The sequence below is a fragment of the Paraburkholderia sp. EG287B genome (genome assembly GCF_040965595.1).
Taxonomy (GTDB): domain Bacteria; phylum Pseudomonadota; class Gammaproteobacteria; order Burkholderiales; family Burkholderiaceae; genus Paraburkholderia.
The window spans coordinates 158,204-184,318 of record NZ_JBFRCG010000011.1 but is presented as its reverse complement, the minus strand read 5'-3'; the positions used below and the strand labels follow the sequence as shown (position 1 = coordinate 184,318).

The window sequence follows — 26,115 nt, the reverse complement described above, 5'->3', positions numbered from 1 at the left end:
CGGAGCGTCCTACAGTACTTCATACGATAAGAAACCACGGCAGGACCAACGGGGATAGCCATGACATTCGTCGAACAGGAAATCGCGCACATCGCGCGCGTGATGCCGCCGTCGCTGGCTGGCGATTTCGAAATGCCGGTGATGGGTGTCGCGTACTGGCGCAAGCGCCTGCACGCGCTTCTGAAGCAAAATCATTTGACCCACGTTCAACTCTCGACCGTCGACACGCTGCTGCGCCAGCTCGACGGCTTCGAGGCGCTCGGCCGCTGGCTGCCGCGCCCGAAGCAGGCCTCGCGTCACGTGAGGCGCGTGAAGTAACTCAGGCCTGTGGCGGCGGAGAAATGCAAAAAGCCCGATCGCAAGGATCGGGCTTTTTGGCTGAATTCGCTGGTGGGGCGTGAGTGACTCGAACACTCGACCTACGGATTAAGAGTCCGCTGCTCTACCAACTGAGCTAACGCCCCCAACAGAAGAAAGATTATGCAGGACTTTTTTGGGCTTGGCAAGCCCCTTCTGCAAATTATCTGGAAATAGTTTGTCGATGCGGTGCAGGCTCCGTCTGCGAACGCGTTTGCCCCTTTACCACGGGGGCCTTGCTGTCCCGGTATGATGTCGCCACTCCTGGCATCAAGCCAGGTTTCAAGCCAGCCGCTGTGCACCGCCCGTTTGCCGAAGCCAAAGCTGGCCGAGGTCGGTGGCAATCGGCTGGAATCGTCGCACGGCAATCCACAAAGGCAAACGATGGACGACAACGCAATCGACGCGCTGCTGGAGCGCGTGCTGGCCCCGTGGGTGCGCGCGCTCGGGATGAAGCCCGTCGAGGTCTCGGAAGACAGCGCCACCTTGCGCCTGCCGTTTTCCGGCGAGCTGCGCCATTCGGGCGGCGTGATCTGCGGCCAGGTGTTCATGGCGGCGGCGGATACGGCCATGATCGTCGCGATCACGGCCGCGCTCGGCGGCTTCAAGCCCATGACGACCGTCGCGCTGAACACGAACTTCATGCGCGCGGTGCGCAAGGGCGACGTGCTCGTGACGGCGCGCGTGCTGCGCATGGGCCGCAATCTGGTGTTCGGTGAAATAGAACTCTACGACGAAGACGGCCGGATGGCCGTTCACGCGACCTCGACCTACGCGCTGCTCGATTAAGCTTGGCGCTTCCGATCGGTTTCGGTCGCTTCGAAGGACGCAGAAGGCATGTTCGATCAGGTGGTTTTCGCTGGCGGCGGCAATCGCTGCTGGTGGCAGGCGGGGTTCTGGGACATCGTCCAGCCCGAGCTGCGCATTCGCCCGCGCGTCATTACGGGCATTTCGGCAGGCGCGGCCACCGCGTGCATGCTCTACACGCGCGACGCCGACTGGGTCATGCGCTATTACGAGGAAGCGCTGCGCCACAACAAGCGCAACGCCTACTGGGGCAATCTGCTGCGCGGCGAGTCGGTGTTTCCGCACTACCGCATCTATCGCCAGGCGCTGCTCGACATCTACGGCGAGCCGTTCACGCAGCTTCAGGACGCGCCTGAGATCCGCATCGGCGTGTCGCATGTGCCGCGTTGGCTCGGCGCGCGCAGCGCCGTGGCGGCCGGTCTCATCGCGTACAACATCGAAAAACACATCCGCAAGACGCTGCACCCCACGCTCGGGCGCAGGCTCGGGTTTCATCCGGAGTTCGTGACGGCGCAGGAATGCGCGAGCGTGGAGGATCTGGCCGATCTCATCCTGCAGTCGTCATGCACGCCGCCGTTCACGCCGGTGCTGCGGCGCGACGGCCGCCCGGTGCTCGATGGCGGCATGGTCGACAACGTGCCGGTCGGCGCGCTCGACGACACGCCCGGCCGTGTGCTGGTGATGGTGACGCGGCTCTATCCGCGTCCGCAGATGTTCGTGGTGCGGCATCAGGCAACGCAGGGCGTGCAGCAGCGCCTTTACGTGCAGCCGTCGGCCAGGGTGCCGATCTCGAGCTGGGACTACACGAGCCCGCAGCAGATGCAGCACGCCTACAACCTCGGCCGCGTGGACGGCGAGCGCTTCCTCGCGCGTTTGCCCGAGGTCATGGAAGCGGCCGCGAACGCTTGAGCGCACGCGGCCGCATCGAAAATCAGACGCAAAGTCGCACGAAGGGCGGCGCGCGCCCCCCGTGCCGCCGCGCTTACTTGCGGCGGCCGCCCTGCAGCGCTTCGGGGTTCGCGACGCTCGCGTGATCGCCCGCGTCGAACGCGAGGATGTTGCGGAACGCCCCGCCGAAGTACAGCTCGTAGCTCTCGCGCTCCACGTAGCCGATGTGCGGCGTGCAGATCACGTTTTCCATGCGCAGCAGGCTGTAGCCCTGCAGGATCGGCTCGCTCTCGTACACGTCGATCGCGACCATGCCCGGCCGGTTGTGCGCAAGCGCGCCGAGCAGCGCGTTTTCTTCCATCAGCTCTGCGCGGCTCGTGTTGACGAGCAGCGACGTGGGCTTCATGCGCAGCAGATCTTCCTGCTTGACGATCCCGCGAGTGTCATCGTGCAGGCGTAGATGTAGCGAGAGCACGTCGCTCTCCTCGAACAGCGCCTCGCGGCTTGCGGCGGCTTCGTAGCCGTCGGCGCGCGCCGCTTCGAGCGAATGCTCGCGGCCCCACACCAGCACGCGCATGCCGAAGGCCTTGCCGTAGCCGGCCACGAGCCGGCCGATCTTGCCGTAGCCCCAGATGCCGAGCGTCTGCCCGCGCATCACCTGGCCGAGGCCAAAGTTGGGCGGCATCGCCGAGGTCTTGAGGCCCGACTGCTGCCACGCGCCCTGCTTGAGGTTGGCGACGTACTGCGGAATGCGGCGCTGCGCGGCCATGATGAGCGCCCACGTGAGTTCGGCGGGCGCGACGGGCGAACCGGTGCCTTCGAGCACGGCGATGCCGCGCTCGGTGCAGGCCTCGATGTCGATGTGCGGACCGGCCTTGCCCGTCTGGCTGATCATGCGCAGATGCGGGAGCTTGTCGAGCAGTTGCGAGGTGATGCGGGTGCGTTCGCGAATCAGGACGAGCGCGTCGACTTCGGCGAGGCGGCTGGCGAGCTGGCCGAGGCCGCGCACCGTGTTGTTGAAAACCTTGACCTCGTGGTCGGCGAGCAGTTGAAAGCAGTCGAGCTTGCGGACGGCGTCCTGGTAGTCGTCAAGGATGGCAATTTTCATGGCAGCGGGTTGTTTTGCGTGTTTTGCATCGCGCCTTTCGTAGCGCGACTTCGGTGTTCATCTGGTGGTTATCCCACTATGCAGCGCCGGGAAGGCTGGTATGAATATAGGGAGCCTTCACGTCGCTCGCCGCGTGCGCAGCAGGCATTGCAATTGCGCAAGCCCGAGGCTACGCACGCAGGTTTTTGACGCGGTAATCAGCCGCGAATTTGCAACTTTTAACAGCTTGTCGGGCTCCGATGCAAGCCGCTTTACAGACGGTTTCGAACCCCAGGCTGAAGGACCTTGACGACCTGCCCAACTGCGCGAATCGATTCGCATGTTGATCTGCCATCGACATCCGGTTCGCATGAGTTGCGCCTCTCGCGTGCAGCGTTGAAAAGGGCCGATTCCCTTTTTACAGCCCTAAAAATGGAGACAGCTCGATGAACCATCCCGATTACCAAGCCCAGGCCGCCGCGCAGGTGCCCGCCTGGGTCCGGCACCGGAAACTGATCGACTGGGTGCAGAAAATCGCAGCGCATACGCAGCCGGATCGCATCGTCTGGTGCGACGGCTCCCAGGAAGAATACGACCGCCTGTGTGCGCAGATGGTCGAGGCCGGCACGATGCGCCGTCTCAATCCGCAGAAGCGGCCGAATTCGTATCTCGCGTGCTCCGACCCCTCGGACGTCGCGCGCGTCGAAGACCGCACCTTCATCTGCTCGCCCACCAAGGAAGATGTCGGCCCCACCAACAACTGGGTCGCGCCCGCCGAAATGCGCGCGACTCTCGACGGCCTGTTCGCAGGCTCGATGCGCGGCCGCACGATGTATGTCGTGCCGTTCTCGATGGGCCCGCTCGGCTCGCCGATCGCGCATATCGGGGTAGAGCTTTCCGATAGCCCCTACGTGGCCGTGAACATGCGCATCATGACGCGCATGGGCCGCGCCGTGTACGACGTGCTCGGCGAAGACGGCGCGTTCGTGCCGTGCGTGCACAGCGTGGGCGCGCCGCTCGCGGCGGGCGAGCAGGACGTGCCGTGGCCGTGCAACAAGACGAAGTACATCGTCCACTTCCCGGAAACGCGCGAGATCTGGAGCTATGGCTCGGGTTACGGCGGCAATGCGCTGCTCGGCAAGAAGTGCTTCGCGCTGCGCATCGCTTCGACCATGGGCCGCGACGAAGGCTGGCTCGCCGAGCACATGCTGATTCTCGGCGTGCGTTCGCCGGAAGGCCGCAAGTACCACGTCGCGGCGGCGTTCCCGTCGGCGTGCGGCAAGACCAACTTCGCCATGCTGATTCCGCCGCCGGCCATGGACGGCTGGGAAATCACCACGATCGGCGACGATATTGCGTGGATCAAGCCCGGCGCCGATGGCCGTCTCTACGCGATCAACCCGGAGGCCGGCTATTTCGGCGTGGCGCCGGGCACCGGTGAGAAGACCAATTTCAACGCCATGGCGACGCTCAAGGAGAACGTGATCTTCACGAACGTCGCGCTCACCGACGACGGCGATGTCTGGTGGGAGGGCATGACCGACGAGCCGCCGGCGCACGCGATCGACTGGCTCGGCAACGACTGGACGCCCGCCATCGGCAAGGAAACCGGCCGCAAGGCCGCGCATCCGAACGCGCGCTTCACGGCGCCGGCGTCGCAGTGCCCTTCGATCGATCCCGAGTGGGAGAACCCCAAGGGCGTGGCCATCGATGCGTTCATCTTCGGCGGCCGCCGTTCGACCACGGTGCCGCTCGTGACCGAGGCGCGCGACTGGACCGAGGGCGTCTACATGGCCGCGACCATGGGCTCGGAGACCACGGCCGCGGCCGCGGGGCAGCAGGGTGTGGTGCGCCGCGATCCGTTCGCGATGCTGCCGTTCTGCGGCTACAACATGGCCAACTACTTCGGCCACTGGCTCGACGTGGGCGCACGCCTCGCCAGGGCCGGCGCGACGGTGCCGCGTATCTTCTGCGTGAACTGGTTCCGCAAGGGGCCGGATGGCAAGTTCGTGTGGCCGGGCTTCGGCGAGAACATGCGCGTGCTCGAGTGGATGGTGCGCCGTATCGAGGGCAAGGCCACGGGCGACGAGCACGCATTCGGCGTGTCGCCGCGCTACAGCGATCTCGACTGGAGCGGCCTGAACTTTACGCAGGAGCAGTTCGAGCAGGTGATTTCGGTGGATGCCGACGCCTGGCGCGCCGAACTCGCGCTGCACGCCGAGCTGTTCGACAAGCTCGCTCATGGCCTGCCGGAAGTGCTGAAGGACGCTCGCAAGACGCTGGAAACGCGCCTGTAAGTATGTGATGTGGGCGCTCGCTAACTGAATGGCCGCCTTCGGGCGGCCTTTTTTATTTTCGGGGTCGAATGCATTGGTGCGGTGCACTGGCCCGTCTGTTCGCCGTTTGAGCGGCTATTTCGCTGCAATGCGCAAAATTGTTTCGTTCGAGGTAACAATCGGACCTCGGTTAATGCATTTTGGGGTGCAGTTGAAGAATTCGTAAAGAAAATAAGGGCTTCGGAGGCAACTTCTGCAGGATTTCTGCTGTCGTAGGAGAATTCGCGGTTTCCTCCGCTGATTAACAGCGGGGTAGTAACAGGCAGGAGTTGTCTCATGGATCATTTGCAGTCGATGCGAGTATTCGTCAAAGTGGCCGACCTCGGCAGTTTCGCCCGGGCCGCTTCCGCGATGGATATCTCCAACGCGGTTGCGACGCGGCATGTTGCCGACCTCGAAGGTCGACTCGGCACGCGTTTGCTCAACCGCACGACCCGCAGTCTCTCCCTGACCGAATCGGGTCAGGTCTATCTCGAGCGCGCCCGCCAGATCCTCGATGAACTCGAGGATGTCGAACAGATGGTCGTCGCGCGCAATCACGAGCCCGTCGGCACGCTGCGCATCGTCGCGCCGGTCGTGTTCGGGCTCCATAATCTCGCGCCGGTGCTGCAGACGTACACGCAGCGCTATCCGCAGGTCATTCCTGACGTCACGCTGGTGGACCGTCAGGTCGATCTCGTCGAAGAGGGCTTCGATCTGGGCGTCGTGACTGCGCGCCAGATGCGCAGCGCCAGCATCGTCACGCGCCGCCTCACGACGGGTTGCATGACGGTGTGCGCCACGCCCGCGTACCTCGAAAAGCACGGCACGCCCACGCGCCCCGAGCACCTCATGGAGCACCCGAGCCTCTCGCTGCCCTCCGAGTACTGGGGTGACGAGCGCGTGTTCACGGGGCCGGACGGCGAAATCCGCGTGCGCCCGACCAACGTGATCGTGGCGAACAACACCGAGATGCTGCGTCAGTTCGCGCTGCTCGGCATGGGCATCGCGATCCTGCCGAGCTACCTGATCGGCCGCGACATGACGCGCGGGCGCCTCGTGCGGCTGCTTGGCGACTATCGTCTGCCGCAGGTGGAGATCAACGTCGCGTATCCGAGCCGCCGTCACCTGCCGGCCAAGGTGCGTACGTTCATCGACCATCTCGTCGAGCACTTCAGCCAGACGCCGAACAGCCAGCTTGGCGAGCAGTGGGTCAAGGATGGTCTTGCACGTCCGGCAGCGGCGGCTCGCAACGGTGTTGCGGGCGACGACTACGATGGCGTGCAGCCCGCGCCGGGCGGTAGCCTGCACGACGGCGAGCACAACGGCATGGACGGCGAGCGTGCACCGAAGGCCGCGCGCGCTTCGGCGGCGCGCACCCGGACTTCGGCGATCTCGCCGCTATAAGCCCGATATCGCCGTTCATCCGGCGATAAAAAAGGCGCAGCTTCGTGAGAAGCTGCGCCTTTTTGCCTTGCTGCACCGGGGCCGGCGACGGCCCTGGTGAGGATGGGCTTTACGACCCTGTCTTGCGCGCCGGCGTCTTGCGGGCGGCGGTCTTGCGCGCCGGTGCGGCCTTGGCGGCCGCCGTCTTGCGCGCGGGCTTCGCCTTGCCTTCTTCGGCCGACTCCGCCGCGTCGTTCGCGGCATCGTCCGTCGCAGCAGCCGACTTCTTCGCGGCCGTCTTGGCCGCTGTCTTCGCGCTCGGCTCCTTCTTTTCGAACTCGAAGCCGATCTTGCCGTCCGGCTGCTTGACGAGGAAGGCCTTGAAGTTGCGGCCCGTACGCGACGACTTGAAGTTGGTCAGCAAGTCGGTGCGGCCTTCGGCCAGCAGCCTGGCCATCTGGTCGCGCGCGATCTCCTGCTGCAGGATCACCTTGCCCGAACGGAAATCGCAGGTCTTCGGATTCGCGACCGAGTGCTCGCACACGTAGCTCATGCCGTGCTCGTACACGCGTCCCTTGCACTTCGGGCACGCGCCCACCGGCTCCTGCTGCGAGAAGTCGGGCGCTTCGCCGTCTTCCGCGCCGGAGTCCTGGCCGAAATCGAACTCGAGCTTGTAGTTCTTGATTTCGTCGTCGAACGAGAGCTTGAGGATCGCCGAGAACGGGCGGCCCATCTTGCTGCGGAAGCCCGAGAGCGGGCCGATCGTCTTGTTCTGCAGCAGCTCTTCCACTTCGGGGATTTCGAACTGACGGCCGCCCGGAATCTTCGAGATCGAGAACTCGCACTTCGTGCAGGCGAAGCGGCGGTAGTTTTCCTTCACCTGGCCGCCGCAATTCGGACATGGCGTTTGCAGCGTCGCGTAGTCGCCGGGAATCGTGTCCGAGTCGTATTCCTTCGCGCGCTTCACGATGGTCTGCGTCATGCGGGCGATTTCCTGCATGAACGCGTCGCGCGGGAGCTTGCCGCGCTCCATCTGCGAAAGCTTGTACTCCCACTCGCCGGTGAGTTCCGGAGCGGTGAGTTCTTTCACGTCGAGACCCCGCAGCAGCGTCATGAGCTGGAATGCCTTGGCCGTGGGGATCAGTTCGCGGCCTTCGCGCACGAGATACTTTTCGCCGAGCAGACCTTCGATGATCGCCGCGCGCGTGGCCGGCGTGCCCAGGCCCTTGGCGGCCATGGCCTCGCGCAGCTCTTCGTCGTCCACGAGCTTGCCCGCGCCTTCCATGGCCGAGAGCAGCGTCGCTTCGTTGTAGCGCGCAGGCGGCTTGGTCACGAGCTGGTGCGCCGCGATCTTGTCGGTCTTGACCTTCTCGTCCTTCTTCACCGGCACGAGGTTGGCGTCGTCGCCGCCCGCGTCGCGGCCATAGACCTGCAGCCAGCCCGGCTCGACCAGCACTTTGCCTTCGGTCTTGAAGTGATGTCCGGCGACTTCGGTGATACGCGTGGTGACGCGATATTCCGCCGCCGGGAAGAACACGGCGAGGAAGCGCTTCACGACGAGGTCGTACAGCTTCTGCTCGGGCTCCGAGAGCGACTTCGGCGCCTGCAGCGTGGGGATGATGGCGAAGTGGTCGCTGATCTTCGAGTTGTCGAAAATGCGCTTGTTCGGCTTCACCCAGCCCTTGTCGAGCACCTGCTTGGCGTGCGGCAGGTAGTTGTTGCTCTCCTTGAGCATCTCGAGCGTCTCTTTCACCGTGCCCATGTAATCCTCGGGCAGCGCGCGCGAATCGGTACGCGGGTAGGTGAGCACCTTGTGCTTTTCGTACAGCGCCTGGGCAAGGCCGAGCGTGTTCTTGGCCGAAAAGCCGAAGCGGCCGTTGGCTTCGCGCTGCAGGCTCGTCAGATCGAAAAGCGCGGGCGAGAGCTGGGTGGACGGTTTCGATTCCTCGCTGACCGTGCCTTCGCGGCCATGGCAGGCCGCCACGATGGTTTCGGCGGCCGGCAGGCTCCAGAGGCGCGAATCGCGCTTTTCCGGATCGAACTCGTCCTTCTTGAATTTCGGGTCGTACCAGCGGCCTTCGTAGAAGCCGCCCGCGCAGACGAACTCCGCACGCACTTCCCAATAATCGCGCGGGATGAAACGGCGGATCTTCTCTTCGCGTTCGACGACGATCGACAAGGTTGGCGTCTGAACGCGGCCCACCGTCGTGAGGAAGAAGCCGCCGCCCTTGCTGTTGAAGGCGGTCATCGCGCGCGTGCCGTTGATGCCGACGAGCCAGTCGGCTTCCGAGCGGCAGCGGGCGGCGTCGGCGAGCGGCTGCATGTCGTGGTCGCTGCGCAGGTTCGCGAAGCCGTCGCGGATCGCCTGCGGCGTCATCGACTGGAGCCACAGGCGCTGGACCGGCTGCTTCGCCTTCGCGTGCTGCGCGATGAGGCGGAAGATCAGTTCGCCCTCGCGCCCCGCGTCGCAGGCGTTGATGAGCTGCGTGACGTCCTTGCGCTTCATCAGCTTGTTGAGCACCTTGAGCCGCGATTCGCTCTTGGCGATCGGGTTCAGGTCGAAGTGCGGCGGGATCACGGGCAGGTGAGCGAAGCTCCACTTGCCGCGCTTGACCTCGTATTCTTCCGGCGCTGCGATTTCCAGCAGATGGCCGACTGCCGACGAGAGCACGTAGTCGTCGCTCTCGTAGTACTCGTCATGCTTGGTAAAACCGCCCAGCGCGCGCGCGATGTCGTTCGCGACGGACGGCTTCTCGGCGATGATCAGAGCTTTGGACATGACTGGTTACTTGTGGGTGTTCCGGTTGGCGCCCCCGGGGCCGATGCCGCCTGAATGGGCGCTTGGGCTCGATGCCCGGCGTTGCTGCCCCGCTCGGGGGGCCGTTCTCGACCGCTTTATAGCACATGGCGCGTCGGCGTCGATTTTTGCGTCATCTCATGACGACACCCGCGCACCCGCCAGGGCGCCCAATCATAAGGGCGCGCCAGGCCGCGCGGCAAGCGGTGTGCCTGATCGGGGTCAGATGCTGGGGGCGCTCAAACCGCGCTCAGGGCGGGGCGCAGCTTGGGCGCATCGGACACACCCGGCAGCGCCGTGAGGTCCGAGAGCATGCGTTCGACCACGGCGGCGTGCGGCAGGACCGTGCCGAAAAAGCGCGTGGCGTGACCGTCCTCGATCAGGATGGTCGGGAAGTTCTCGACATCGAGATCGTCGAAGCGGTCGGCATGGGTTTCGATGTCGATGTATGCGAAGCAGACATCGGGATGCGCCTCGGCGATGCGGTCGAACGTGGCACGGTAGTCGCGGCACGTCCCGCACCACTGCGCGCACAGGCACGCGACGAACAGCGTGTCCTGATTGCTGACGCGCTCGGCGATCTGGTCGGCGTCGGTGTCGAGGTCTAGCGCGGGCATGGTCGTTCCTTGCGTTCTCTTATATATAGAGCGGGGTATTTGGCGCGAATGTATCACGGCGGCGCGCAGGCGGTGATGCTCCCCCAATGTGCGGCATCAGCCGCGCGAAGCCCGCACGAACCAGCCGCCGGGCAGGGCGTCGAGGTGTCCCGCGAGTTCGAGTTGCAGCAGCGTGCCTTGCAGCACCGCTTCGGCCATGTCGGTGCGCTGCGCGAGGATTTCAACCGTGGCCGGCGCGTGACCGAGCGCGTCGAGCAGGCGCCGGGCTTCGGCGCCAAGGCTGGCGGGCGGTTTTCGCGCTGCTTCAGTGCGAGGCACAGGCGGCGGCTCGGGGTGAGGGAGTGCGAGCGCCAGCTGCGGCGTTTCGCTTGTGTCGTCGCGCTGGATGCAATCGAAGGGAACCGAGACCTTCTGGCGGCGTGGTTCCCGCGGCGACGCGAGCGCGCGCCCGGCACCCGGGGGTGGCCCGACATTGAGTGCATCGAGCACCTCTTCGGGCGTTTCGACCAGCTGCGCGCCCTGCTTGATGAGCCCGTGGCAGCCGCGCGTGAGCGGCGCGTGAATCGAGCCGGGCAGCGCGAACACGTCGCGTCCCATTTCGTTGGCGAGCCTTGCCGTGATGAGCGAGCCGGAACGTTGCGCGGCCTCGACCACCACCACGCCTTCGACGAGCGCGGCAATCACGCGGTTGCGCTGCGGAAAGTTCGCGGAGCGCGCCGGGGTGCCGAGCGGCCATTCGGAGACGAGGGCGCCGTGTGCGGCGATCTCGATCGCGAGCGGACGATGGGCCGGGGGATAGACGAGATCCGCGCCGGTGCCGATCACGGCGACGGTGCCGCCCCGCTCGTGGAGTGCACCGCGATGCGCGGCGCCGTCCACGCCGAGCGCGAGCCCCGAGACGACCGTGAGACCCGACGCGGCGAGTGTGCGCGCGAAGCGCATGGCGTCCTCGACGGCCTGCGGCGTGGCGTTGCGGCTGCCCACGACGGCTACCGCGCGCGCGTGGAGCAGCTCGAGCCGGCCCATTGCGTAGAGCAACGGCGGTGGATCGGGCATGTCGAGCAGGCGGGCCGGATAGGCCGGATCGGCAAGCGTGATTAGCGCATTGCCGGGCGCCGCGCGCCACGCCTGCAGGGCATCGAGTTGCGCCGCGAAGTCCGGCCGGGACTCGGCCAGGGCAGCGTGGGCGGCTTGCGCACCCGCCACCGCGGCGAGCGCGGCGAACGGCTGGGCCAGCACGTTTTGAGGCAGTCCGAACGCGCCGAGCAGCGCGCGCAGCGCAGCGGGCCTCAGGCCGCGCGCGAGGGCGAGGCTCAGCCAGGCGGCCAGTTCCTCTTCTGACAGCGGCAAGGTCGTCGGCATCGCGTTCCCCGGGCGCGGACGGCTTGCCGCACCTCGTGATAAAATTTTCACCATCCGAAATACACCGTGGCGTCCTGACCCGTGGCACTGCGCACACGCCTTCGGGCGCACTGCGCCCGCACGGGCGATACGCGCGTTCAACGTTGAATTGCGGCCCTTTCGTCCGAATATGAGGAGATATCCTCCGTATCCGGCCTGGGACCCGCAAGCTGGCCGAATGGCCAGGCCGTGCATCGTTCCCTGTGCCCGGCTCTTTCAGGCGCCCAACGAGAAACCCGTCAAATCATGGCTCTACTGAACATTCTTCATTACCCGGACAAGCGTCTGCACAAGGTCGCGAAGCCGGTCGAGGCGGTCAACGACCGCATCCGCAAGCTGGTCGCCGACATGGCCGAAACCATGTACGCCGCGCCGGGCGTTGGTCTCGCGGCCACCCAGGTCGACGTGCATGAGCGCGTCGTGGTGATCGACGTGTCCGACGCGCACGACGAGCTGCGCGTGTTCATCAACCCGGAAATCATCTGGTCGAGCGACGAGCGCGAAGTGCACGAGGAAGGCTGTCTTTCCGTGCCGGGCATCTACGATGAAGTCGAGCGCGCGGAAAAGGTGCGCGTGCGCGCGCTGAACGAAAAGGGCGAGACCTACGAGGTGGACTGCGAAGGGCTGCTCGCCGTGTGCATCCAGCACGAAATGGATCACCTGATGGGCAAGGTGTTCGTCGAATACCTGTCGTCGCTCAAGCAGACGCGCATCCGCAGCAAGATGAAGAAGCTCGAACGCGCGATGTAAGCGCGATCCGACGGTCTCTTTCTTCATCAACCCGCCACGCACCGAGCGCCCATGAGCCACACTCTTCGCGTCATCTTCGCCGGCACGCCGGAATTCGCCGCCGCGGCGCTCGCGGCGATTCACGAAGCGGGCTTTGCCGTGCCGCTCGTCCTGACCCAGCCGGACCGCCCGGCGGGCCGCGGCATGAAGCTCCAGGCAAGCCCGGTCAAGCGCTATGCGCAGGAGCATGGCATGGCCGTCGCCCAGCCGCCGTCGCTGCGCCGTGCGGGCAAGTATCCGCAGGAGGCCGCCGCGGCGCTGGACCTGCTGCGCGCCACACCGCACGACGTGATGGTGGTGGCAGCCTACGGGCTGTTGCTGCCGCAGGAAGTGCTGGACATCCCGCCGCGCGGCTGCATCAACATTCACGGGTCCATCCTGCCGCGCTGGCGCGGCGCGGCGCCGATTCATCGCGCGATCGAAGCCGGCGACACCGAGACCGGCATCACGCTCATGCAGATGGACGCGGGGCTCGACACCGGCCCGATGATCTCCGAGGTGCGCACGCCGATCGCGCCCGGCGACACCACGGCGACGCTGCACGACCGCCTGGCGCAACTCGGTGCGCAGCTGATCGTGGATGGGCTCGTCGCGCTCGAGCGCGACGGCGCGCTGCCCGCCACGCCGCAACCGGCAGAAGGCGCGACTTACGCCGAAAAAATCGGCAAGCAGGAAGCCGCGCTGGACTGGCGCCGGCCCGCGCTGGCGCTCGCGCGGCAGATTCGCGCGTTCGACCCGTTCCCGGGCGGCGCGGCCACGCTGGACGGCGCGCAGCTCAAGCTGTGGGCCGCCGAGCCGGTCGAGCGTACGTCGACCGCCGCCGCCGAGCCGGGTGAGATTCTCGAAGTGAGCGCGGCGGGCGTGGTGGTGGCCTGCGGCGAGGGCGCGCTGCGCCTCACGCAGCTGCAAAAGCCGGGCGGCAAGCGCCTGCCCGCGCGCGAATTCGTGGCCGGCATGCCGCTGGCGGCGGGGCAGCGGTTCCAGTTGCCCGAGACCCCTGCGGCCTGAACGCGGGCTCGCGCCATTGCCTGAACGCCAGCGCCTGACAACGGCCGCGAAGCCAAGTGCCGCGCGGTTCCCGGCGCGCTAGAATCAATGGCGTTTGAAGCGCGTTTTTCGATTTTGAGGTTGTCATGCTCGGCATTACCCATTTCGGTTTCTTTGTCGTCGCCGTATTTCTCCTGAACGTGACGCCGGGGCCCGACACGGCCTATATCGTCGGCCGCAGCGTCGCGCAGGGCCGCGGCGCGGGCCTCGTTTCCGCACTGGGTATCTCGGCGGGCTGCTGTGTGCACACGCTCGCCTGCGCGTTCGGCTTGACCGCGCTGCTCGCGGCGTCGGCCACGGCGTTCACGGTCATCAAGATCGTCGGCGCGGTCTATCTCGTGTATCTCGGCGTGCGCCTCATGCTCACGAAGCACGAGTCCAGGCCTGCCGCAGGCGGCGCGCCAGCCACGCCTTCCGCCGCCGCGCCGCGCCCGCTGCGCCAGCTGTTCGTGTCGGGTTTCTGCACCAACGTGCTCAATCCGAAGGTGGTGCTGTTCTTCGTCTCGTTCTTCCCGCAGTTCGTGTCCACGGGGACGGAGCACAAGGCCCTCGCTTTCCTCACGCTCGGCGCCGTCTTCCTGCTGATGAGCACGGTGTGGAACAGCTTCGTCGCGTGGGTGGCGGGCAGCGTCACGCAGCGCTTCTCGGGCAAGCCGGGCGTGAAGAAGTGGCTCGACCGCACGGTCGGCTCGGCGTTCGTCGGGCTGGGCCTGAAGCTCGCGACCGCCACGCGCTGAGATTGAATTTTTCGGATCTGCCCATATCTAACAAATCGCTTACAATGCGCTCGCCCGAGCGCGGCTGACCGGCTGGCGGCGGGCGTTCAACGATCGATTTGATCCCCTGGTGGGTGAAGGAGCACAGCACATGTTCAACTGGGTCAAAACCGCGATGTTGATGGCCGCGATTACGGCCCTTTTCATCGTGATTGGCGGGCTGATCGGCGGGCATCGCGGGATGGTGCTGGCGCTGTTCTTCGCGCTCGCCATGAACTTCTTCTCGTACTGGTATTCGGACAAGATGGTCCTGCGCATGTACAACGCGCAGGAAGTCGACGAGACCACGGCCCCGCAGTTCTATCGCATGGTCCGCGATCTGGCCACGCGGGCGGGCTTGCCGATGCCGCGCGTCTACCTCATCAACGAGGACGCGCCCAACGCCTTCGCCACGGGCCGCAACCCCGAGCACGCCGCGGTCGCGGCGACCACGGGCATCCTGCGCGTGCTGTCCGAGCGCGAAATGCGCGGCGTCATGGCGCACGAGCTGGCGCACGTGAAGCACCGCGACATTCTCATCTCGACGATCTCGGCCACCATGGCCGGCGCGATCTCGGCGCTCGCCAACTTCGCGATGATCTTCGGCGGCCGCGATGAAAACGGCCGCCCGGCGAACCCCATCGCGAGCATTGCCGTGGCGCTGCTCGCGCCGATCGCGGGCGCGCTGATCCAGATGGCGATTTCGCGTGCGCGCGAGTTCGAGGCGGACCGCGGCGGCGCCGAGATTTCCGGCGATCCGCAGGCGCTCGCCTCGGCGCTCGACAAGATCCACCGCTACGCGCAGGGCATACCGTTCCCGGCGGCCGAACAGCACCCGGCCACGGCGCAGATGATGATCATGAATCCGCTGTCGGGCGGCGGCTTGCAGAACCTCTTCAGCACGCACCCGTCCACGGAAGAGCGCATCCGCCGCTTGATGGAGATGGCTGCGGGTGGCCGACGCTAAAGCGTCGACCGGTAACGGGTAACGAAAAAAAACGCCTCTTCGAGGCGTTTTTTATTCAGCCCGTCGCCGCGGCGTCGCCGTCCATGTGTCGGGCGCCCGCTCGCGCCGAAACCCGCAACGCCCGTTGACGCAGCGAAACCACGAAGAACACGAAATAGACGCCGATGAACCAGGACACGTCGAGCGCGTAGTACGCGTGCCCGAACTTGACGACGATCCACGCGGCGATGAACGCCAACGGTACGGCGTAGAAAAACACGCGATCCATCCGGTTTTCTTCTTTGCTGCTCTGGAACAGCGAAACGTAGCAGCACGCAAAGAACGGCGCGATGTCGTATTCCTTCATTCTCGGATTCAGCGCGAGACAGAACGCGAGCACATAGAAAAGCCTGCCGGGCAGGCTTGCGTTTTCGGCAATCATGAGCCGCCGCCCGCGCAATGGATTGACCGCATACACGAACAGCGCCACGACCACCAGTTCGTAGAGCAGCACGTCTTCCAGCGTCGACAGCGCGCGCACGTGCTGTTCGAGTATCCCGAACAGCACGAGCCCGGAGTCGTTCTGGGCGAGCATCTGCCAGCGCAGCAGGGTTTCGAAGTCGGTCCATAGGCGCGGTTCCAGCGCGAGCTGCGCGATGGTTGCCAGCGCAACGCACAAGGGCACGGCGAAGAAGTAGCGCATGCCTTTGGGGATGAAAAAGAACACGACGGCGTAGGTCAGGAAATAGATCTTGATGGAGGCAAACAGGGCGATGAAAAAAGCCAGCGCGCAATACTTTGCGGTCGCGCCACGGCTGCCCCGTGAAGCCGCATAAAAAAGCGCAATGATCAGCAGGTGGCCGAAGATCGCGAAATTCCCGGTGAGGATGCCGCCCACGCCCGCGCCACCGGTCAGAAACCCCAACGCTCCCGCGACGACGAAATCCGCACGCCCGATGCTGTAGGCGAGATAGATCAGCGACGCGATAGCGAATGCCAGATAGAGCCAGTGAAACGGCACGCGCGAAAAGAGATTCAGGAAGATGGGCGGATAGACGAAGGGGAATCCGTGCGGGATATACGGATTCGCGCCGCGCTTGAACTGATCCAGCGCATACGCGTACACCTTGTAGTCCCAGAAAGGCGAGAACAGCTTTCCCCGTCCCTGCTGGTACACGGAAAAGAGCGCAACGAAGGCGAGGAACGCGAAGTCTTGTTTCTTCCCGAGTAGTTTCATGATGGCCGCTACGTCGCAGGGAGGAGGGGCGTTTTCTGCCGCCATCATGCGGCGAGCCGTTAGTCGGTATCCGCCAATATGTATCCCGGCGCTTTCGTCGCTGTCCGCCTGCGGGCGCGGTGCCGTCAACGGGAATCGCGCCGCCTGGCAGTGTTGCGCGCTCGCCACGCTACAATGGCTCGCTTGTGCATCATCGACGCCGCGCTGCACCGCGGCCCGCATCCGGTTTTTTCATGACATCGAGCCCATCCCGGCGACCCAGCAAGCCGTCTCACGGCAAAAAGAGTTCCGCATCGCCCGCGCGCCAGCGGGGCGCGGCGTCGGCGCACAGCCACGCCGTGCACCTGGCCCCCGATTCGCTGGGCTTTGCGCTCGACCAGGCTGCTCATGCGGTCGGCGCCGTGCGCGCCGGTGCGGCGCTGCCTGCCGCGCTCGCGAGCGCCTTCGCCGCGTTGCCCGCCGACTTCGCGCCGCAGGCTCGCGGCGCCGTGCAGGACATCGCGTACCGCACGATGCGGCGGCTCGGCACGGTCGACTGCCTGATCCGGCAGCGCGTGAGCAAGGCGCCGCCGCCGCTCGTCGCGAACCTGCTGGCCTGCGCGCTGGCGTTGCTCGCCGAAGACGAGGCGAGCGCGGCCTACACGCCGTTTACGGTCGTCGATCAGGCCGTGCGCGCCGTGGGCGCGCGCCGCGAGATCGCCTTCGCGAAGGGGCTCGTCAACGCGGTGCTGCGCGGTTTTCTGCGCGAGCGCGAGACCGCGCTTGCCGCCGCCCAGGCCGATGAAACCGCCCACTGGAACTATCCGCGCTGGTGGATCGACGCGGTGCGCGCCGCGTGGCCCACGCAGTGGCAAGCGATTCTCACCGCGGGCAACACGCAGGGCCCGCTCACGCTGCGCGTGAATGCGCGCCGCACGAGCGCCGCCGACTACGTCCAGCGGCTCGCCGCCGAAAACATCGCTGCCACGCAGATCGGCGCACACGCCGTACGTCTTGCCGCCGCGTTGCCGGTGGATCGCATCCCCGGATTCCTCGCGGGCGACGTGTCCGTGCAGGACGCCGGCGCGCAAGTGGCCGCACAAATCCTCGGCGTGCGTGACGGCATGCGCGTGCTCGACGCGTGCGCGGCGCCCGGCGGCAAGAGCGGCCATCTGCTCGAGCTTGCCGACATCGAGCTGGTTGCGCTCGAAAGCGACGCCGCGCGCGCCGCGCGCATCGGCGAAAACTTCGCGCGCCTCGGTTTTACGCAGGACGATCCCGCGCATCCGATGCGGCGCGCAACGATCGTGGTCGGCGACGCGGGCAATCCGGCCGCGTGGCACGACGGCGAAGGCTTCGATCGCATCCTCGCCGACGTGCCGTGCTCGGCCTCGGGGATCGTGCGCCGTCATCCGGACATCCGCTGGCTGCGCCGCGAGAGCGACATCGCGGCGCTTGCCGCCGAGCAGCGCCGCATCGTCGATGCGCTGTGGCCGCTCGTGAAGCCGGGCGGCGAGCTGCTCTACGTGACCTGTTCGATCTTCCCCGAGGAAGGCGAGGCGCAGGCGCGCTGGTTTGAAAGCACCCATGCGGATGCGGTACGATTGGACGCCCCGGGGCAGTTGCTGCCCGAGGCGTTCGGCGCGCCGGCCCGGGGGCCAGAAGACGGCGCAGCCGGCGAAGCGCGGCACGATGCTGCTGCAAAGGCCGAAGTGACGACAACTGGCTTTCCCGTTCCCGATCGCACCGCAGATCACGACGGATTCTTCTACGCGCGCTTTCAGAAACGGTGACCATCAAACGCTTCTTCCCGCTGCGGTTCGCGGCCCTGATCTGGCTGGTGCTTGCCGTCGTCGGCCTGGTGGCCGCCGCGCCGGCTCGCGCCGACTCGATCTCGGTGCAGCGCGCGTCGCTCCAGGCCGACAGCAACGGCTGGAGCCTCGACGCCCGTTTCGACTTCGACCTCAACAGCAGCCTGGAAGACGCGGTCAACAAGGGCATTCCGCTCTACTTCACCACCGACTTCGAGCTCACGCGCGCGCGCTGGTACTGGTTCGACGAGCAGCCGGTGAACGTGTCGCAAAGCATTCGCCTGTCGTTCCAGCCGCTCACGCGCGAGTACCGCGTGTCGAGCGGCGGCCTGCAGCTCGGCTTCTCGACGCTTGCGGACGCGCTCGCGGTCATCAAGCACGTCACCTCGTGGCACGTGATCGACCGCAACGACGTGCATGCCGGCGAAACGTACACGGCCTCGGTGCGCATGCAGCTCGACGTCGCGCTGATGCCCAAGCCGTTCCAGATCGACGCCGTGAACAACCGCGACTGGAACCTCGCTTCCGACTGGAAGCGCTTCAACTTCACGGTGACCGAACGTGCTAAATAAAGTGCGCCGCGCCACCAGCTTCAGCAGCGTCGTCGTCAAGCTGCTCGTCTCCACCGTCGCGTTCACCGCGACGCTGCTGCTCGTCCTGCTCGCCGCGGCGAGCGCGAACACCGAGTTCTTCGACCGCTACTACGGCTGGCTCTACGCGGCCAACATCGTCGTCGCGCTGATCTTCCTGTCGGTGGTCACGGCGCTCATGATCGTGATCGTCGTGCGCTTGAGGCGCGGCAAGTTCGGCACGCGGCTGCTCGCCAAGCTCGCGTTCTTCTTCGCGCTCGTGGGCGTGGTGCCGGGCGGCATCATCTATATCGTTTCGTACCAGTTCGTCTCGCGCTCGATCGAGTCGTGGTTCGACGTGAACGTCGAAACCGCGCTCACCGCCGGCCTGAATCTCGGCCGCGGCATGCTCGACGCGTCGCTCTCCGACCTGCAAACCAAGGGCCGTCTGATGGCCGAGCAGATCGCGAACGGCGATTCCGCGGGCACGACGCTCACGCTGCTGCGTGCGCGCGACCAGTTCGGGGTGCAGGACGCGATGATCGTCGAGCCGGTGCGCAGCATGTCGGGCGCGGCGCCGGACATGCACGTGGTGGCGCAGGCATCGAGCAACTTCTCGTCGCTCATGCCCGCCGACATGCCCACGGCGCTCATGATCGATCAGGCACGCGGGCGCGGCTATGCGGCGATCGAAGGCGAAGTGGACGGCGACCCGCATCAGCTTGGCTCGAAGGGCGCGCTGCGATTGCGCGTGGTCACGCGCATTCCCGATGCGAACACAACGGATCTGCAGCCGGTCGAGCGTTTCCTGCAGCTCGAGCAGCCGGTGCCGGCCGCGCTCGCGCGCAACGCCGACGCCGTGCAGCGCGCGTATCGCGAGTACCAGGAAAAGGCGCTCGGCCGCACGGGCCTGCGCAAGATGTATATCGGCACGCTCACGCTCGCGCTCTTTCTCGCCACCTTCGTCGCGATGATGCTTGCGCTCGCGCTCGGCAACCAGCTGGCGAGGCCGCTCTTCCTGCTCGCGCAGGGCACGAAGGAAGTGACCGAGGGCGACTACACGCCCAAGCGCGAAATCAAGTCGCGCGACGAGCTGGGCTTCCTTACGCAGTCGTTCAACGCGATGACGCGCCAGCTTTCCGAAGCGCGCCAGGCCGTGGAGAAGAACCGCGTCGCGCTCGAGCATTCGAAGGCGTACCTCGAGAGCATTCTCGCGAACCTCACGGCGGGCGTGTTCGTGTTCGACCGGCAGTTCCGCCTCACGACGGCCAACCCCGGTGCGGAGCGTATCTTCCGTCAGCCGTTCCAGACGCAGCTCGGCGTCGCGCTCGATCACATCGGCGCGCTCACGGAGTTCGGCGCGATGGTGCGCAAGGCCTTCGCCGACCAGGAAGCGTCGCGCGGCGATGGCGATCTCGAACGCGGCCACTGGCAGCAGCAGTTCTCCGTGCCGATTCCGGGCGAGACCGATCCGCTCACGCTGCTCGTGCGCGGCGCGCGCCTCGTATCCGACACGGGCCGCGACGCGGGCGACATGCAGACCTCGGGCTACGTCGTGGTGTTCGACGACATCTCCGACGTGATCTCGGCGCAGCGCTCGGTCGCGTGGGGCGAAGTCGCGCGCCGTCTTGCGCACGAGATCAAGAATCCGCTCACGCCGATCCAGCTCTCGGCCGAACGCCTGCAGATGAAGCTCACCGACAAGCTCGCGCCCACCGATGCCGAAGTGCTCAGGCGCGGCGCGACCACCATCGTCAATCAGGTCGCGGCGATGAAGCAGATGGTCGACGACTTCCGCGATTACGCGCGCACGCCGCCGGCGGTGCTCGCGAACCTGCAGCTCAACGAACTCGTGAGCGAAGTGCTCACGCTCTACGGCGCGGAAGAAGGCAAGAGCGCAATCAAGGTCGAGCTCTCCGACTTGCCGGTGATACGCGGCGACGCGACGCAATTGCGTCAGGTGATCCACAACCTGCTGCAAAACGCGCAGGACGCGGTGGCCGATACGCAGAATCCTCGCGTGACGCTCGAGACCCGCGCCGTAGAATACGGAGACCCCGACGCGCAAGGCCGCACGCGCGTGGCGGTGCGTCTCACGGTATCGGACAACGGCCCGGGTTTCCCGGCGCGCATCCTCACGCGTGCGTTCGAACCCTATGTGACGACCAAGGCCAAAGGAACAGGACTCGGGCTTGCGATGGTCAAGAAGATCGTCGACGAGCACGGCGCGCGCATCGACATCCGCAATCGAATGAGAGCGGGCGATGTGATCGAAGGCGCGCAGATCTCGATTCTCTTTCTCCAGTTGGCAGACGATGCAGTCACGCCCGGACCCGGCCGATCCGGGGAGGGGCAGGCGCGTGCCGAAGCGGAGCAGGGATCAAAAGCAACAGTGCAGACAAGGGCAGCGTAAATGGCAACCATCCTGGTGGTAGATGATGAAATGGGCATCCGGGAATTGCTCTCGGAGATCCTCAGCGACGAAGGACACGTCGTGGAGCTCGCGGAAGATGCGCAGCAGGCGCGCGACTTCCGGCAGCGCCACGTGCCGGACCTCGTGCTGCTCGATATCTGGATGCCGGACACCGATGGCGTGACGCTGCTCAAGGAATGGGCCGCGCAGGGTCATCTCACGATGCCGGTCATCATGATGTCGGGGCACGCGACCATCGACACCGCCGTCGAGGCGACGAAGATCGGCGCGCTCAACTTCCTCGAAAAACCGATCGCGCTGCAAAAGCTCTTGAAGGCGGTCGAGCAGGGGCTCGCGCGCGGCACGGCCGCGCCGGTCACGCCGGCCACCTCGGCGGCGGCGGGGAAGACGGCGGCGGGCGGACCCGCGGTCGTGGCATCGGCGGCGGCGCTGCCGGTGCTGGGCGCCGACGGCGTGCATGGCATGCAGGCGGGCTCGGCCACACAAACGGCATCGATCTCGTTCGACATCCCGCTGCGCGATGCACGCGACGCATTCGAGCGCGCCTACTTCGAGTACCACCTCGCGCGCGAGAACGGCAGCATGACGCGTGTGGCCGAAAAAACGGGGCTTGAGCGCACGCACCTGTATCGCAAGCTCAAGCAGCTCGGCGTCGACCTCGGCAAGAGCAAGGGCGAATGAACGTGGGCAGGTGAGCGGCGCGGCCAGACGCATCGATTTTGCGTAAGCCTCTTGGCAAACGCAGAATTCACCGCTATACTCTTCTTTCTTCGTTGGCCCGGTAGCTCAGTTGGTAGAGCAGCGGATTGAAAATCCGCGTGTCGATGGTTCGATTCCGTCCCAGGCCACCAGAATGCAGCCCCAGGAGATCGTTCGATTCCTGGGGCTTTTTCGTTGTGCGCGTTGTCCTGCGGCCCGAACTCCAGACATCGACGGTATCCGGGGTATAAGGGGTCGCCGATGCCCGGGCAGGGGCCCCGGCCTATACTGCATGAGCCGGCGCGGGGGTTGTCCCTGCCGGTCCGCCGGGCGCCAGGCGACAAAAGCGAGCAACCCAGGCACGCAACGAAGGCATTCGCGCGGAAACCTCATACACGGAGTTTCACGGTGACTCGAACAGACGCCAAAGGGGCGCTCGTCCTGTTTTCCGGCGGCCAGGATTCGGCCACGTGCCTCGCATGGGCGCTCGACCGCTACGAGAGCGTCGAAACGCTCGGCTTCGACTACGGTCAGCGTCATCGCGTCGAACTGGAATGCCGCGAGGGCTTTCGCGCGGCGATTGCCGGCACGTTCCCCGAGTGGGGCGAGCGTCTCGGCGACGATCACATGATCGATCTCTCGGTGCTCGGCTCGATCAGCGACACGGCCATGACGCGCGAGATCGAGATCGAAACCGCCGCGAGCGGCTTGCCGAACACCTTCGTGCCGGGCCGCAACCTGATGTTCATGCAGATCGCCGCGGCGATCGCTTATCGTCGCGGGCTCAAGGTGCTCGTGGGCGGGATGTGCGAAACGGACTTCTCGGGCTATCCCGACTGCCGCGACGACACGATGAAGGCGCTGCAGGTGGTGCTCAATCTCGGCATGGACACGCGCTTCGTGCTGGAAACGCCGCTCATGTGGCTCGACAAGGCCGACACATGGCGGCTCGCCGAACAGCTGGGCGGCGAAGCGCTGGTGGACATGGTCCGCGTGGAAACGCACACCTGCTACCTGGGCGAGCGCGCCGAGCTTCACGCGTGGGGCTTCGGCTGCGGCGAGTGCCCGGCGTGCAAGTTGCGCAAGCGCGGGTATGAAGCGTATCTCGCCGGCGAGAACGTGACGGAAGCCCCGGTCTGAGTATTAGCCTCGGGCCGCACATGTGACTTTCGCGGTGGATGAATACGGCCAGGGCCGCGCACGGGCGGCGCGCCCCGCCGACACGATGAATTCGCGCCCGAGACTAACCGGCTTTGCACGCGCTGCGCGCATGAGCCAGAACCAGGCTGCACGATGACTTACGCGGTAAAGGAAATTTTCTACACGTTGCAGGGCGAAGGCGCGAACGCCGGGCGTCCGGCCGTGTTCTGCCGGTTCGCCGGCTGCAATCTCTGGTCGGGCCGCGAGGAAGATCGCGAAGAGGCCGTTTGCCGCTTCTGCGACACCGACTTCGTCGGCACCGATGGCGAGAACGGCGGCAAATTCCGCACGCCGGAAGAGCTCGTTGCGAAGATCGCCTCGCTGTGGCCCGAGGGCGAGGGCAACCGCTTCGTGGTCTGCACGGGCGGTGAGCCGATGCTGCAGATCGACCAGCCGTTCGTCGACGCGCTGCACGCCGCCGGTTTCGAGATCGCGATCGAAACCAACGGCTCGCTGCCGGTGCTGGAAACGATCGACTGGATCTGCGTGAGCCCGAAGGCCGATGCGCCGCTCGTCGTCACGAAGGGCAACGAGTTGAAGGTTGTCGTGCCGCAGGAAAACCAGCGCCTCGCCGACTACGCGAAGCTCGATTTCGAGTATTTTCTCGTGCAGCCCATGGACGGCCCGTCGCGCGACCTGAACACGAAGCTCGCCATCGACTGGTGCAAGCGCCATCCGCAGTGGCGCCTGTCGATGCAGACCCACAAATACCTGAACATTCCCTGATTCACGCGAATTTACCTGAAGAAGCGCCGTGCTGACGATCACCCGAAAACTCGAATTCGACGCGGGCCACCGCATCCCCGACCACCGCAGCCAGTGCCGTAATCTGCACGGCCATCGCTACGTGCTCGAAATCACGCTGGAAGGCGACCTCGTCGAAACCGAGGGCGCGCCCGACCGCGGCATGGTGATGGACTTCGCCGACGTGAAGTCGCTCGCGAACCAGCATCTCGTCGACCTGTGGGATCACGCGTTCCTCGTCTTCGCGGGCGATACGCAGGTGCGCGGCTTCCTCGAAACGCTGCCGGGCCACAAGACGGTCGTGATCGACCGCATTCCGACGGTGGAAAACCTCGCGGCCATCGCGTTCGACATTCTCGCGAACGTGTACGACGCGCACTACGGCGTGAATCTGCGCCTGCACAAGCTGCGCCTGTACGAGACGCCGAACTGCTGGGCCGAAGTCACGCGCGACTGACGCGCGCAAGGCCCCTTTACCCGCCTCACTCACCCTCGCTCCGGCGACCCGCGCAAGGCGGGTTTTCCGTGCCGTCCCGCAAGTTTTTGTCGCGGTATGATCATTGCCGCAAGGCCTGCGCATCCCCGCGCGCGGCCCGACAAACACATAACGGAGCGAGACCTGCCGGCTGCCGCGCTGCCGGGCGACACCGCCCGCGCCTGGCGCGTGCGCCCCGCAGCCTCGCCGGGAGCACGGCGATGAGCACCTTCACCAATCCCCTCAAGGAACGCCTCAAGGAGGCGGACCCGCTATTCGGCCTATGGCTGTCGATGGGCAGCGAGACTGCCGCCGAGGCGCTCGCGCACGCCGGCTTCGACTGGCTGCTGATCGACATGGAGCACACCCCCAACGACAGCGCCGACACCATCGCGCAACTGCGCGCCATCGCGGCCGCGCATCTGCCCACCGAGCCCGTGGTGCGTCTGCCCGACAGCGAGCCGTGGCTCGTCAAGCACGTGCTCGACGCGGGCGCGCGCACGGTGATGTTCCCCAATGTGGCATCGGCTGAAGAAGCGGCGCGCGCCGTGAGCCTCACGCAGTACCCCGACGCGAGCACGCCCGGCGGCCAGCGCGGCGTGGCGGGCGCGGTGCGCGCGGCGGCCTACGGCATGCGGCGCGATTACCTGCAGGGCGCGAACGCGCAGATCGCGACGATCGTGCAGATCGAGTCGGCGGCGGCGCTGGCCGAAGTCGAGAAGATCGCGCAGGTGCCGGGCGTCGACTGCCTGTTCGTGGGTCCCGCCGATCTGGCGGCGAGCCTCGGCCATCTCGGCGACTCGAAGCATCCGGACGTGGTCGCCGCCGTGCAGCGCATCGTCGCGGCCGCGCGCGAGGCGGGCGTGGCCGCGGGCATCTTCGCGATGGATGCGGCTGCCGCGAGGCAGTATCGCGAGATGGGCTTCAGCTTCATTGCCCTGGCCGCCGACGTGATGTGGCTCGTGCGCGCGACACGCCAGGCGCTCCAGGAGGCGAGATCATGAAGCGTCCGAAAGCGCTTTTGGGGCGGCATTTGGCGCGGATCGCGCGCGCTCTCGCCATCGGCTGTCTGGCGGGCGCGGCGCTCAACGTGAGCGCAATCGCGGCAGGCGCCGACGCCGCAAGCGCCGCGGGCGCGGAATCCGATCCGCAAACGGCCAACGCCGTTGCCGACTACAACGCGGGCAACCTCAGCGCGGCGCGCGCCGAGTTCCAGGCGGCCGCGGAGCGCGGCAACCGGCTGGCGGAGTTCAACTACGCGATGATGCTCGTGAACGGCGAAGGCGGCGCCGCCGATGTGGGCGAGGGGCGCAAGTGGCTGCGCAAGGCCGCGGACGCCAACATGTCGCACGCGCAGTATGTGTACGGCAAGATGTACGACGACGGCGACTTCGTCGAGCGCGATCCCGTGCAGGCGCACCAGTGGTTCCTCAAGGCAGCGAAGCAGGGCCACGTGCAGGCGGAGCTGGCGCTCGCGAACCAGTACCTGGACGGGCGCGGCACCACGCGCGACAACAAGCAGGCGTTCTACTGGTACAAAAAGGCCGCCGAGGGCGGCGACATGACGGCGCAATACGTGACCGGCTCGTTCTACGAGCGCGGCGGCGACGGCGTGCCGAAGAACCTCAACGTCGCGCGCGCGTACTACGCGGCGGCGGCGGCCCAGGGCGATCCCGTGGCGCGCCTGAAGTACCAGCAGTTGAGTGCACAGCTGATGAAGTCGGCGCCCACCCAGTAAGCGCCAGCGAGCGATCACCGAAACGAAAACGCGCCGG

The 26,115-nt window shown here is 66.1% G+C and carries 23 protein-coding genes and 2 tRNA genes; 19 read left to right on the top strand and 6 right to left on the bottom strand.

Features of this window, described 5'->3' with window-relative positions; all coding sequences use genetic code 11:
- The first annotated feature begins 60 nt into the window (after window positions 1-60).
- On the top strand, window positions 61-318 hold the full coding sequence (locus tag AB4Y40_RS21375) for a hypothetical protein (RefSeq protein WP_051481331.1): 258 nt from the start codon (window positions 61-63) through the stop codon (window positions 316-318).
- A gap of 70 nt (window positions 319-388) precedes the next feature.
- Here AB4Y40_RS21375 and AB4Y40_RS21370 read toward each other — a convergent pair.
- Window positions 389-464, bottom strand: a tRNA-Lys gene (locus AB4Y40_RS21370).
- A 277-nt stretch (window positions 465-741) separates the two neighbouring features.
- Here AB4Y40_RS21370 and AB4Y40_RS21365 point away from each other — a divergent pair.
- Both AB4Y40_RS21365 and AB4Y40_RS21360 read left to right on the top strand, forming a co-directional pair.
- Window positions 742-1,146, top strand: coding sequence for a PaaI family thioesterase (locus tag AB4Y40_RS21365; RefSeq protein ID WP_028203232.1), 405 nt, complete (start codon window positions 742-744; stop codon window positions 1,144-1,146).
- 48 nt (window positions 1,147-1,194) lie between these two features.
- Entirely contained in the window at window positions 1,195-2,073 is an 879-nt protein-coding gene (locus tag AB4Y40_RS21360; RefSeq protein ID WP_342949131.1) for a patatin-like phospholipase family protein, read from the top strand.
- A 73-nt stretch (window positions 2,074-2,146) separates the two neighbouring features.
- On the opposite strand, the gene AB4Y40_RS21355 is transcribed toward AB4Y40_RS21360, so the two are convergent.
- Window positions 2,147-3,160 (bottom strand): D-2-hydroxyacid dehydrogenase family protein, encoded by a 1,014-nt coding sequence (locus AB4Y40_RS21355; protein ID WP_321922812.1) that lies wholly within the window; start codon window positions 3,158-3,160, stop codon window positions 2,147-2,149.
- 425 nt (window positions 3,161-3,585) lie between these two features.
- Between AB4Y40_RS21355 and AB4Y40_RS21350 the strand changes: the two genes are divergently transcribed.
- Both AB4Y40_RS21350 and AB4Y40_RS21345 read left to right on the top strand, forming a co-directional pair.
- Window positions 3,586-5,436 (top strand): phosphoenolpyruvate carboxykinase (GTP), encoded by a 1,851-nt coding sequence (locus tag AB4Y40_RS21350; protein WP_368689467.1) that lies wholly within the window; start codon window positions 3,586-3,588, stop codon window positions 5,434-5,436.
- 315 nt (window positions 5,437-5,751) lie between these two features.
- The gene (locus tag AB4Y40_RS21345) at window positions 5,752-6,861 is read left to right on the top strand and encodes a LysR family transcriptional regulator (protein WP_368689466.1); all 1,110 of its coding nucleotides are present in this window, start codon (window positions 5,752-5,754) and stop codon (window positions 6,859-6,861) included.
- 109 nt (window positions 6,862-6,970) lie between these two features.
- On the opposite strand, the gene AB4Y40_RS21340 is transcribed toward AB4Y40_RS21345, so the two are convergent.
- From AB4Y40_RS21340 to dprA, 3 genes are all read right to left on the bottom strand, one after another.
- Window positions 6,971-9,619 carry a DNA topoisomerase III gene (locus AB4Y40_RS21340; RefSeq protein ID WP_368689465.1) on the bottom strand — a complete coding sequence of 883 codons (2,649 nt, stop codon included), beginning with the start codon at window positions 9,617-9,619 and terminating at the stop codon, window positions 6,971-6,973.
- A gap of 257 nt (window positions 9,620-9,876) precedes the next feature.
- Window positions 9,877-10,254 carry a thioredoxin family protein gene (locus AB4Y40_RS21335; protein ID WP_110383187.1) on the bottom strand — a complete coding sequence of 126 codons (378 nt, stop codon included), beginning with the start codon at window positions 10,252-10,254 and terminating at the stop codon, window positions 9,877-9,879.
- A gap of 96 nt (window positions 10,255-10,350) precedes the next feature.
- The gene (gene dprA / locus AB4Y40_RS21330; RefSeq protein ID WP_368689464.1) at window positions 10,351-11,616 is read right to left on the bottom strand and encodes a DNA-processing protein DprA; all 1,266 of its coding nucleotides are present in this window, start codon (window positions 11,614-11,616) and stop codon (window positions 10,351-10,353) included.
- Between the two features lie 285 nt (window positions 11,617-11,901).
- Here dprA and def point away from each other — a divergent pair, with 285 nt between their 5' ends.
- The 4 genes from def (at window position 11,902) to htpX (ending at window position 15,213) form a co-directional block, all read left to right on the top strand.
- Window positions 11,902-12,405: a peptide deformylase gene (gene def / locus AB4Y40_RS21325; RefSeq protein WP_368689463.1), complete on the top strand. Its 504-nt coding sequence runs from the start codon at window positions 11,902-11,904 to the stop codon at window positions 12,403-12,405.
- 51 nt (window positions 12,406-12,456) lie between these two features.
- Complete coding sequence (gene fmt / locus AB4Y40_RS21320; protein ID WP_368689462.1) at window positions 12,457-13,452, top strand: methionyl-tRNA formyltransferase; 996 nt, start codon at window positions 12,457-12,459, stop codon at window positions 13,450-13,452.
- A gap of 125 nt (window positions 13,453-13,577) precedes the next feature.
- Entirely contained in the window at window positions 13,578-14,228 is a 651-nt protein-coding gene (locus AB4Y40_RS21315) for a LysE family translocator (protein ID WP_368689461.1), read from the top strand.
- A 130-nt stretch (window positions 14,229-14,358) separates the two neighbouring features.
- A complete protein-coding gene (gene htpX, locus AB4Y40_RS21310) occupies window positions 14,359-15,213 on the top strand; it encodes a zinc metalloprotease HtpX (protein WP_233878856.1) in 855 nt (284 codons plus the stop codon).
- 55 nt (window positions 15,214-15,268) lie between these two features.
- Here htpX and AB4Y40_RS21305 read toward each other — a convergent pair whose 3' ends face one another.
- On the bottom strand, window positions 15,269-16,429 hold the full coding sequence (locus AB4Y40_RS21305) for a hypothetical protein (RefSeq protein WP_368689460.1): 1,161 nt from the start codon (window positions 16,427-16,429) through the stop codon (window positions 15,269-15,271).
- A gap of 233 nt (window positions 16,430-16,662) precedes the next feature.
- On the opposite strand from AB4Y40_RS21305, the gene rsmB reads away from it, so the two are divergent.
- From rsmB to AB4Y40_RS21255, 10 genes are all read left to right on the top strand, one after another.
- Window positions 16,663-18,201: a 16S rRNA (cytosine(967)-C(5))-methyltransferase RsmB gene (gene rsmB / locus AB4Y40_RS21300; RefSeq protein WP_368689459.1), complete on the top strand. Its 1,539-nt coding sequence runs from the start codon at window positions 16,663-16,665 to the stop codon at window positions 18,199-18,201.
- Window positions 18,198-18,791 carry a DUF4390 domain-containing protein gene (locus AB4Y40_RS21295; protein ID WP_368689458.1) on the top strand — a complete coding sequence of 198 codons (594 nt, stop codon included), beginning with the start codon at window positions 18,198-18,200 and terminating at the stop codon, window positions 18,789-18,791. The genes rsmB and AB4Y40_RS21295 overlap by 4 nt, the downstream gene beginning before the upstream one ends.
- The gene (locus AB4Y40_RS21290) at window positions 18,781-21,201 is read left to right on the top strand and encodes an ATP-binding protein (protein WP_368689457.1); all 2,421 of its coding nucleotides are present in this window, start codon (window positions 18,781-18,783) and stop codon (window positions 21,199-21,201) included. Before AB4Y40_RS21295 ends, AB4Y40_RS21290 begins: the two co-directional genes overlap by 11 nt.
- The gene (gene esaR / locus AB4Y40_RS21285) at window positions 21,202-21,903 is read left to right on the top strand and encodes a response regulator transcription factor EsaR (RefSeq protein ID WP_368689456.1); all 702 of its coding nucleotides are present in this window, start codon (window positions 21,202-21,204) and stop codon (window positions 21,901-21,903) included.
- Between the two features lie 94 nt (window positions 21,904-21,997).
- Window positions 21,998-22,073, top strand: a tRNA-Phe gene (locus AB4Y40_RS21280).
- Between the two features lie 256 nt (window positions 22,074-22,329).
- Complete coding sequence (gene queC / locus AB4Y40_RS21275) at window positions 22,330-23,061, top strand: 7-cyano-7-deazaguanine synthase QueC (RefSeq protein ID WP_368689455.1); 732 nt, start codon at window positions 22,330-22,332, stop codon at window positions 23,059-23,061.
- A 153-nt stretch (window positions 23,062-23,214) separates the two neighbouring features.
- A complete protein-coding gene (gene queE / locus AB4Y40_RS21270; protein WP_368689454.1) occupies window positions 23,215-23,847 on the top strand; it encodes a 7-carboxy-7-deazaguanine synthase in 633 nt (210 codons plus the stop codon).
- 31 nt (window positions 23,848-23,878) lie between these two features.
- Complete coding sequence (gene queD, locus AB4Y40_RS21265; protein WP_028203213.1) at window positions 23,879-24,322, top strand: 6-carboxytetrahydropterin synthase QueD; 444 nt, start codon at window positions 23,879-23,881, stop codon at window positions 24,320-24,322.
- A 239-nt stretch (window positions 24,323-24,561) separates the two neighbouring features.
- Window positions 24,562-25,344 (top strand): HpcH/HpaI aldolase/citrate lyase family protein, encoded by a 783-nt coding sequence (locus tag AB4Y40_RS21260; protein WP_368689453.1) that lies wholly within the window; start codon window positions 24,562-24,564, stop codon window positions 25,342-25,344.
- Entirely contained in the window at window positions 25,341-26,078 is a 738-nt protein-coding gene (locus AB4Y40_RS21255; RefSeq protein WP_368689452.1) for a tetratricopeptide repeat protein, read from the top strand. Before AB4Y40_RS21260 ends, AB4Y40_RS21255 begins: the two co-directional genes overlap by 4 nt.
- The last annotated feature ends 37 nt before the right edge of the window (window positions 26,079-26,115 follow it).